Below are 2,572 nucleotides of genomic sequence, written 5' to 3' on the forward strand. Positions count from 1 at the left end.
AAAAACTCATTTAAATCACTTTGCTATTAAGTACAAATTGATTCTTAGAGCGAACCAGATTGCTTGGCAGGAGCTTAAAAATATGGCAGCTTAAAATTGACCGTGCGTAACATGAGTTGGTAAGAAAATACCTAATCCTAAATTGCTAAGCTATCAACCGGTTCTTACTCTATTCCTCATCACTTTTTTAATGGCTTGCGCCACGAGCTTGGCCTTTACGAGCACAGCTTTTAGCCTGCATACTCTCGGCCTATTTGTTTCGTTTAGTATGACGGTTTTAGCACTTTTAAAACTGCAAAATCTTGAAACCTTTTCAACCTTATTCCTCAATTACGATATCCTTGCCAAACATTGGGTCCGCTATAGCTACATCTACCCTTTTGCTGAGGGCTTAGCCGGAATACTGATGATTGCCGGCGTTTGCACTTGGATTTCTATTCCGGTCGCCTTGTTTATTGGAATCATAGGGGCGATTTCAGTTTTTAAAGCCGTTTATATTGATAAGCGGGAACTAAAATGTGCCTGTGTGGGCGGAAATAGCACGGTTCCCCTGGGGTTCATTTCCTTAACCGAGAATTTAATGATGATAGGCATGGCTTTATTCATGTTAGCCTAACTTGGGCGCAGCTACGCTTTTTTCATCTGTATTATTCCTCAAATTAGGTTGCATAAATCAGTGCTTTAACTAAACTGGGGATAGATCTATTGCATAGGGATATTCATGATTTTATATAATGCCAGTTCCTCTTATTATTCTATGATTGCTCGATACGCCTTGTTTGAGGCAGAGCTTCCCTTTGAAAATAGGCTTATGGATATCCATCTGCGCAAAGAGCAGCTCTCTAGCTGGTATTTAGCCATCAATCCTAAAATGACGGTCCCCTCCTTAGTTAATGGCAAAGAGATCTTAATTGATAGCCAAGATATTTTAAAATACATCGCGACTCTTAAAGGGCCGCAATGGTTGGATAGTGATAAGGAAGCAGGTCTGCAAGTACAGCAAATCGTTTATGCCCATTATAATATCACGATTGAGCGTTTAACTTTTGCTAAAGCATTAATCAGCCTTCCTCCCTTACGTTTAATTGTGCCTCATATGCTGCAAAAAATTATAAGAAAATTGGAGAAAGAGCTTAGGGCTAGTGAAAATAAGGAGGCTTTAAGCGCTAAAATTGCGCTTAACACCCAACGCCTAGCTTTTTTTACCGAAGGTGATTTAAGGGATAAACTAGAGTTTGAGAAAAAAAGCATTCAACTCTTCTTAGATAAACTACCTTCTCCGCACGAATTCTTAGTGGGTAATCAGCTTAGCTCCGCTGATATTGTTACCGTAGTTTTATTGGGGCGCTTGCAAATGATTGGGGAGTATGAACTGGTGCAGTCAGCGGAGTTAATTGCTTGGTTTAATCGTATGCAAGCAAGGCCAGCCTATAAAAAAGCCGATATTTGGACCCATTTCCAACCTTGGCGCATTCTGTTTAAGTGTTGATATATTGGCCAGTTGGTTGACAAAATAGTCCAGCTCCTTTATTGTCTTCTCGATGATTGATTTATTCGATGTAAGGAGTTGTAATGAGTTTTAAATTAATAATTAGTGTAGTTTTATCTTTAATGGTTACCACGACACAGGCCTTCACTGTAAAGCTAAGCTTTCCGCAGGGCCTTCCAACGCAGCTAGATTTTGCCTACGCCGTATCTACCGGGAATTGCTCAAGCCCAAACAATATAAAATGTAATTTTACCCATTCTAGCGTGGGTGGAATTGATGGGAGCCATATTGCCCAATATCTAGCAGCAGTGAATGCTGAGTTTAAGACCATGACGCCAGTTGCGGATAAGTTCCATAAACCAACTAACTTTATTCAACTAAAAGTACCAGGACAAACTGGAGTTTGTAAGCCCATTAATATACTAGGTAAAAAAACTATTTCCGTTTTGGTTAATAAGAATGGTTCTTGTATACTAACCTAAACTGCAATCATCCCGTATAAAGCTTTGTATACGGGATGCTGCTGCTATTGTCTTGGTTACACTTGTAATTAATTAATTAATAATGATAAACGGCGCATCATTTCGCTAACGGCTTCTTCTTTATTTCTATAAATATCTTCATGCGCGACATGGAAGGTGTTGAAGTCATCTTCACATTCAACGGTATTTTCATCTAAAAAATCGGTGATGGTTTGTTTTGATAGTAAATAAAATTCGTCTTGCTCATCAAAACTAATAATCCAAACTAAATCACCTAATTGAAAATCGGCCATAGAACTACTCCATCAAAACTTGCGGGTAATGAACATATAAGGATGTTTTGTTTTATCAAGCCACTCTAAAACTTGCAATAGATTTTTTTCATTTAGAGCAACACAGCCTGCAGTTCCTTCTGCTGCTGAGCGCCAAATATGCAGGAAAATAGCACTTCCTGCCCCTGCAATGGTAGGCTGATGATTATAACTAACTCATGTTACGCACATAAACTTGTAGTTTGACTAAAAAGCATTAGAATTCCGCCCTTAATTTTAGGGAGGGAATTAAATGGATATGCTTGATCTTTATAGTGATTATTTGATTT

3 protein-coding genes and 1 pseudogene are annotated in these 2,572 nt (G+C 38.6%); 3 read left to right on the forward strand and 1 reads right to left on the reverse strand.

The window, feature by feature from the left end; all coding sequences use genetic code 11:
* Window positions 1-115: 115 nt before the first annotated feature.
* From ELY15_RS15115 to ELY15_RS15125, 3 genes and pseudogenes are all read left to right on the forward strand, one after another.
* Window positions 116-616 (forward strand): annotated as a pseudogene (locus tag ELY15_RS15115) (MauE/DoxX family redox-associated membrane protein); the annotation flags it as partial.
* Window positions 617-721: 105 nt separating this feature from the next.
* Complete coding sequence (locus tag ELY15_RS15120) at window positions 722-1,489, forward strand: glutathione S-transferase family protein (RefSeq protein WP_127101484.1); 768 nt, start codon at window positions 722-724, stop codon at window positions 1,487-1,489.
* 83 nt (window positions 1,490-1,572) lie between these two features.
* The gene (locus ELY15_RS15125; protein WP_127101486.1) at window positions 1,573-1,971 is read left to right on the forward strand and encodes a hypothetical protein; all 399 of its coding nucleotides are present in this window, start codon (window positions 1,573-1,575) and stop codon (window positions 1,969-1,971) included.
* Window positions 1,972-2,039: 68 nt separating this feature from the next.
* Here ELY15_RS15125 and ELY15_RS15130 read toward each other — a convergent pair whose 3' ends face one another.
* Window positions 2,040-2,264, reverse strand: coding sequence for a hypothetical protein (locus tag ELY15_RS15130; protein WP_127101488.1), 225 nt, complete (start codon window positions 2,262-2,264; stop codon window positions 2,040-2,042).
* Between the last annotated feature and the right edge of the window lie 308 nt (window positions 2,265-2,572).

This window comes from Legionella sp. km772 (assembly GCF_003989735.1).
In the GTDB taxonomy this organism is placed as follows: Bacteria; Pseudomonadota; Gammaproteobacteria; order Legionellales; family Legionellaceae; genus Legionella.